The following is a 6,399-nucleotide window of genomic DNA, read 5'->3' as shown; positions in this document are numbered from 1 at the left end:
GGCGGGTGTGTTTAGGGCTAAACCGCGTGGATCGATTGTTCCTGCCACTGGGCATAACTCAGCCCGGTGGCGGAAACGATCCAGCTTATTCGGCCATTGGTTGGCCGGCCGGTCACAACGGCGGCAGCAGCGCTCGGGCTCTTGAACGCATAGGGCCGAGCAAACCGACGGAGACCGCCGATGTCTTCAAATGTTCCGTCCATGCGGAGTCGTTCGTAGAGCTTCTGGTATCCGGTGTGCCCGCTTACCCACTTGCTTCGCACTGCGGATCCTTCGTAGACAATGAACTCACCGTCGATTTCCTGACCACGCGCGGTTCCTCCGCCTGACGGAACGCCTAGTTCGAATACCGGTGACGAGGCCTTAGGCCCGTCCGGATCCGTCGCCTCCGACTCGTTGCGTGGTACTTCTCTGAACGCATCGATACCAAGCAGCGGAAGCACAATCCGTGCCTGGCTGATGAAGTACTCCATGTCCGAGATATCGGCCTCAGGCAACGGCAACCTGGGTGGTGCGGTCCTATTCACTATGGTGGTTCGGTCGGCCAATTTGCCAAGCTCAATGAAACGGCTTTCCAGATAACGGACGTGCGCCTTTGTCAGGTTTGCGTCCTTACTGGTGAGCAGCAGTGCCCGCGTCCAGAAGTCCTTGCCACCCTCCAGTTCCCCGCGGTTATGCATCTTCAGGCGCGTGCTGACATCATCACCTTCTCCGATGTACAACATCTGGTCGTCTGGGTCTTCCTCGTTCACTCCGGTCAGAAAATACACACCGGTCTTCGCAGCCTCCGGGCGCGCAAGGAGAACCGCTAGGTCCGAACGGGATCCGGCAACAATCTGACCGGTCCAGTTCATGATTTCGGCGGTCAGAAGTCCACCCGGCATTCCGTCGGTCAAGAATAGCCGGACCTGTCTACCGGTCACCATTGCTGATCTCGCTGTCCGTTGTGGGTCGGGATGTGCCTCGCGCCACCGTTCAGCCGCGTGCTTCGGCGTAGCGGGGCGCCATGGATTCCATCTGCTCCATCACGAGCTTGATGGCGGCCGGTTGCTTGTCGGGCGGGTAGCCGTTCTTTACAAGCAGCCGCTTGATGGAGGAGCGCAGCTTCGCCCGGACGTCGTCGCGCACCGTCCAGTCCGTCCGCACGTCCCGTTGCATCACTGCCACCAGGTCACGCGCGATCTGCGCGAGAATCCCCTCACCCTGCACCTCGACCGCCGATTCGTTCTGTGCCACGGCGTCGTAGAACGCCAGTTCGTCCTCATTCAGTGGCGGTGAGAACTTTGCGCCACGGGCCGCCTCCGCCGCAACTTCCTTTGCCAGCGCGACCAGTTCCGCGATGACCTCGGCTGAGGTGAGCTGCTGATTCGTGTACCGGTTCATCAGCTCGGTGATCCGGTCCGAGAAGGCACGCTCACGGATCACGTTGTTGCGGGTGGTCTTCGCCGATTCCTCTGCCACCAGCTTCCGCAGGGCCTCGATGGCGAGCTGCGGGTTCCTGGCCTGCTGCGTCTTCGCGATGAACTCAGGGGTCAGGTCGCCCAGCGACGGCTTGGGCATACCTGCGGCTTCGTAGATATCGAGGATCTCCCCGGTCGACGTCGACGTCGCGATCAGGTTCCCAAGCAGCCGCGCGATGTCCTCGGGTACTGGCTCGCCACGGGATTGCCGGTCATCAGCGTCGAACTTCGCCATGTAGACGCGAATTTCCTCGTACACCTGGATCTCGGGGCGGAGTTCGGCCAAGTTCTGCGCCCCGGAGCACAGGGCCCAAGCCCGCGACAGCTGACTCGAGGCCTTCCGGTACCGTTCCGCGAGCGTCTCGGCGCCGTCGTCGGGCTGGTTGCCCGGCGTCAGTGCACTGCGCAGGTAGTTGACCGAGCCAGCGACAGCATTCTTGAAGGCCTTGGGCGTACCTGCACGGTAGACGGCATGCCAGTCGTAGCCGGCGAGCATCTCGCGCAACATCTCCACCAGGGATTTGGTGAGCTCGACCGCCTCGTCAATATTCCTGCCGATGGGTTTGTTCTGCTGGTCGGTCTTGGAATACTCAGCCAGCGCCTTGGCTAGATTGTCGGCCAGCGGCGCATACGCCACCAGCAGCCCATCCTGCTTGCCGCGGAACGTCCGGTTTACCCGCGCCAGCGTCTGCATCAGCAGTGCGCCCTTCAGCGGACGGTCCAGGTACAGGGTGTGCAGCGGCGGCGAGTCGTACCCGGTGAGCATCATGTCTTTGACGATCACTATCTCGAGATCGTCGTCGACATTCCGCAGGCGCTCCTTGATGGTCGCGTTCGCCGAGTCCCGGCGCACATGGTCGACCACGGGCGGGACGTCCGACGGCGTCCCGGAGTAGACCACCTTGATCTTGCCTTTGTCGAGGTCATCCGAGTGCCAGTCGGGACGCAGCGCGATGATGGCTGTATACAGGTTGGCGCAGATCTCCCGGGTGCCGCCCACAATCATGGCCTTGCCGGGCGACTCGATGAACTGGCGCATCTTGCCTGAACGATTCTCCCAGTGCGTCACCAGGTCTTCCGCGAGGGCCGCGATGCGTTGCGGTGCCCCGTAGACGGCGTTCACGACGGCGACGCTCGCCTCGATCCGTGCCCGCTCGGTGTCGTCCAGGCTCCGGGTGATGTCGTCGGCCGCCTGGTCGAGGGTTTCCTCGGTGACGTCCTTGGCAAGCGCCACCTTGATCAGCCGTGGTTCGAAATACACGGGAACGGTGGCGCCGTCGTCGACCGCCCGGCTGAGGTCGTAGATATCGATGTACTCGCCGAACACGTCACGCGTGTTACGGTCGTCGAAGGAGATGGGGGTGCCGGTGAACGCGATCAGCGTGGCCCGCGGCAGCGCGTCGCGCAGGTGGCGGGCGTAGCCGTCGAGGTCGTCGTAGTGGCTGCGGTGCGCTTCGTCGACGATCACAATGATGTTCCGCCGGTCCGAGAGCAGCGGATGGTCCACGCCAGCGTCCTTCTCCTCCTGGCTGCGGCCGAACTTCTGGAGGGTGGTGAAGTAGATGCCGCCGGTGGTTCGACTGGCGAGTTCCTCACGCAGTTCGGCCCGGCGGCGGATCTGCCGTGGTTTCTCCGGGAGCAGGAGGCTTTGCGCGAAGGTTTCGTACAGTTGGCCGTCGAGTTCATTGCGGTCGGTGATCACCACGATGGTGGGGTTCAGGAGTTTCGGGTGCCGGGTGACCTGGTTGGTGTAGAGCTCCATTTCCATGGACTTGCCTGAGCCCTGGGTGTGCCAGACGACGCCGGCCTTGCCGTTGCTCGCGACCGCCAGGACGGTGCTGCCGACGGCCTTGGACACGGCGAAGTACTGGTGGGGCTTGGCGATGCGCTTACTCAGCCCGTCAGCGTTCTCGTCGAAGGCGGTGAAGTTGCGGGTCAGCTGGACAAACCGTTCAAGGCTGTAGAGGCCGTCGAGGGCGAGATCCAATTCAGTGACCGGCTCGCCGTCGACCAGGGCGTCGCGCGCAACCGGCTTACCGTCGTCGTCGACATTCCAGGGCGAAAAGTGGTTCAGCGGGGTGAACGGCGTGCCGTATTTGGCGAGGATCCCGTCCGAGGCGAGGGTGAAGACACAGAAGCGGAAGGCGAGCGGGAACTCGCGCAGGTAGGTCTGCAGCTGGGCGTGCGCGGCGGGGACGTCGGCCGAGCGGCTCCCAGCTCTCTTGAGTTCGATCACGCTGACGGGCATGCCGTTGCAGTAGAGCACGACGTCGAAGCGTCGTTTGTGGTCGCCCTGGCGGAGGGTGACCTGGTTGACGGCGAGCCAGTCGTTGTCGTCGGCGTCGGCGCTGAGGACGCGGAGGGTGGGATTGTGTTCGGTGCCGTCGGTGTCGATGTAGCTGATGCCGCGGAAGCCGTCGGTCAAATAGGCGTGGATGCGGTGGTTCTCGGTGATGGCATCGGTCGACTTGGGGGCAGCGATCTCGGCAACGGCCTGCTGCAGGTACTGCTGCGGCACAGTGGGGTTGAACTTCCTCAGCGCTGCTAGCAACCGTGGCCGGATGAGCAGATCATCCCAGGTCTCGCGCTCCCCCGATCCGGGCGCGATGGACTCGCCGGTGCCCGGTCGCCAGCCGAGTTCGGCCAGCTGTTCCATGGCGAGGCCCTCCCAGAGCGCTTCGCTGAGACCTGTCACTGCTGTCATACTATTTCCCCCAGTGTGTTGCCGATCACTGGCTCCAGTCTAGGTTCCGTCGGTGACACCTTATGACCGAGGCGGCCTCACCCTCACTGGTGGGATTCCGACTTCATGTACTTCCAATGAAGTTGCGATAGCTCGATAAGATTGCCGCGGGCACCATCCCGGAAGTGGCATCATGACCAACCCCATCCACAGCTACTACCGTCATCCGCGCGGGTGGTTCACCGTGTATATGCCTCGGCAACGCGAAGTCAGACCTCACACGATCACCGTGTGCCGCCACACCTGGAAAATGCTCCTGCGCTACGTCGCTGAGATCCGCGGGGTCCCACTCGAGCACGTGACGTTCTCGATCATTGGATACTGAGATGCACGGCGTCAGGCGTCGCGTCGGTGCAGCGTGACTGCGGCCGCCGCGAGAGGGACGATAGCGTAGGCGGCCATCACGATCAGGCTCGCCTGTGTGGAGAGGTAGGCACCCTGCGTCTCGGCTGCTCCGGTGGTGAGCAACGCTGAGGACGCCGGCAGCGGTAGGTAGCTGACGATGGTCTCTACCCAGTCCAGGCGGATGAAGCTGAGGGTGCCGGGCAGTAGCAGCAGGACGGTCAGGGCTACGGTCACGCTGGCGGCGGTGGAGCGCAGGAGCGTGCCGATGCCGAGGGAGAACAGGGCGGCGGCGATGAGGGAGTAAAGGGTGCCGCCGACCACCCGCCAGGTGCCCGGGTCGTCCAGCGCTGGGACGAGGTCGTACTGCGAGAGCTGGAGCATGGTGACGACGTAGGAGAGGGTCGCGCTGACGAGGGTCACTGCGGCCGTCAGCACAATCAGGACGAGGGCTTTGGCGCCAAGGACGGGGATCCGGCTCGGAACAGCCGCGAACGTGGAGCGGATCGTGCCGGTGGCGTATTCCCCGGTGATGAGCAGGGCGCCCAGGACGGCGATGGTGAGCATGCCGAAATGGAAGCCACCTGCGATGACCTCGGCACCATGCATCTGCTCGATGCCCTGGGCCAGGGCGGGATCGTCGGTCGTGGCGCTCAAGGACATGGCGGAGGCCAGGGCCACCAGCGTGATCACTGCGGCGGTGGAGGCCAGCGCCCACCACGTCGAGCGCAGGGACAGCAGCTTAATCCATTCCCCACGCAAAACCCCCGCGAAGGTGGGATGCACCTGCGCAGCGGCGAGCGGGTTGGTGGCGGGTGAGGTCATCGGGGGGTCATCGGTCAGTGTGCTCATCGGTTCTGGCCCTTCTGGTCTGTCGTGCTGTGGGCGGTGGTGGGCTCGGAGCGGTACTCGACCGCGTCCTGGGTCAGGAACATGTACGCCTCTTCGAGGCTGGCGCGGCGTGGGGACAACTCGTAGAGCGGCAGCCCGTTTCGGAAGGCGACCTCGCCGATGTGCTCCGCGGTAATCCCGCCGACCTCGAGCATCCCGGCCTCCGGAGAGGTGATGGTCACGCCGTCGGTGGCCAGGGCGGCGGCGAGCTCACCGGAGCGCGGGGATCGCACCCGCACAGCGCCGCTGGCGACGGAATCGATGACCTGTTGGACCGAGCCGGCGGCGATGATGTGCCCGCGGCCGATCACGAGGAGCTGGTTGGCGGTCTGGGACATCTCGCTCATCAGGTGCGAGGACAGGAACACGGTCCGTCCCTCGGCGGCCAGGTCGCGCACCAGCTGGCGAACCCACTGCACGCCCTCAGGGTCGAGCCCGTTGACCGGCTCGTCGAGGATGAGCGTCCGGGGGTCACCCAGGAGTGCGGCGGCGATGCCCAGGCGTTGGCTCATGCCGAGGGAGAACCCGCCGACGCGCTTGGTCGCGGCCCCGGCCAGGCCGGTCATCTCGATGACCTCGCTGACGCGGGAGGTCTTGATGTTGTGGGTGGCGGCCATCGTACGCAGATGCGAGCGGGCGCTGCGGCCGGGGTGCACGGCCTTGGCGTCGAGCAGGGCGCCGACCTCCCGCAGCGGGGAACGGTGCTGCCCGTAGGGCTTGCCGTTGACCGTGACGGTGCCCGACGTCGGCCGGTCCAGTCCCATGATCAAGCGCATCGTCGTGGACTTGCCGGCACCGTTCGGGCCGAGGAACCCGGTCACGGTGCCGGGCGCGATGGTGAAGCTGAGGGTATCCACAGCGGTCTTTTCGCCGTAGCGCTTGGTGAGCTCATGTGCCTCGATCATGACCGTGACCTTCCTGGGCGTTGGTGGGACTGGCGGATCTGATACGGCGGCTCGGGCA

At 64.6% G+C, this 6,399-nt stretch carries 5 protein-coding genes; 1 reads left to right on the top strand and 4 read right to left on the bottom strand.

Annotated features, from left to right (window positions below):
* Positions 1-17: 17 nt before the first annotated feature.
* Positions 18-884 carry a GIY-YIG nuclease family protein gene (locus Y703_RS0107465; protein WP_216698873.1) on the bottom strand — a complete coding sequence of 289 codons (867 nt, stop codon included), beginning with the start codon at positions 882-884 and terminating at the stop codon, positions 18-20.
* Between the two features lie 91 nt (positions 885-975).
* A complete protein-coding gene (locus Y703_RS0107460) occupies positions 976-4,164 on the bottom strand; it encodes a type I restriction endonuclease subunit R (RefSeq protein WP_026552204.1) in 3,189 nt (1,062 codons plus the stop codon).
* Between the two features lie 172 nt (positions 4,165-4,336).
* On the opposite strand from Y703_RS0107460, the gene Y703_RS0107455 reads away from it, so the two are divergent.
* Complete coding sequence (locus Y703_RS0107455; RefSeq protein WP_026552203.1) at positions 4,337-4,528, top strand: hypothetical protein; 192 nt, start codon at positions 4,337-4,339, stop codon at positions 4,526-4,528.
* A gap of 11 nt (positions 4,529-4,539) precedes the next feature.
* On the opposite strand, the gene Y703_RS0107450 is transcribed toward Y703_RS0107455, so the two are convergent.
* On the bottom strand, positions 4,540-5,397 hold the full coding sequence (locus Y703_RS0107450; RefSeq protein WP_026552202.1) for an ABC transporter permease subunit: 858 nt from the start codon (positions 5,395-5,397) through the stop codon (positions 4,540-4,542).
* Positions 5,394-6,341, bottom strand: a complete 948-nt coding sequence (locus Y703_RS0107445) for an ABC transporter ATP-binding protein (RefSeq protein ID WP_026552201.1) — start codon at positions 6,339-6,341, stop codon at positions 5,394-5,396. The genes Y703_RS0107450 and Y703_RS0107445 overlap by 4 nt, the downstream gene beginning before the upstream one ends.
* Between the last annotated feature and the right edge of the window lie 58 nt (positions 6,342-6,399).

It is taken from the genome of Arthrobacter sp. H20 (assembly GCF_000520515.1).
In the GTDB taxonomy this organism is placed as follows: Bacteria; Actinomycetota; Actinomycetes; order Actinomycetales; family Micrococcaceae; genus Arthrobacter_D.
This window is presented reverse-complemented; position numbering and strand designations above follow the sequence as displayed.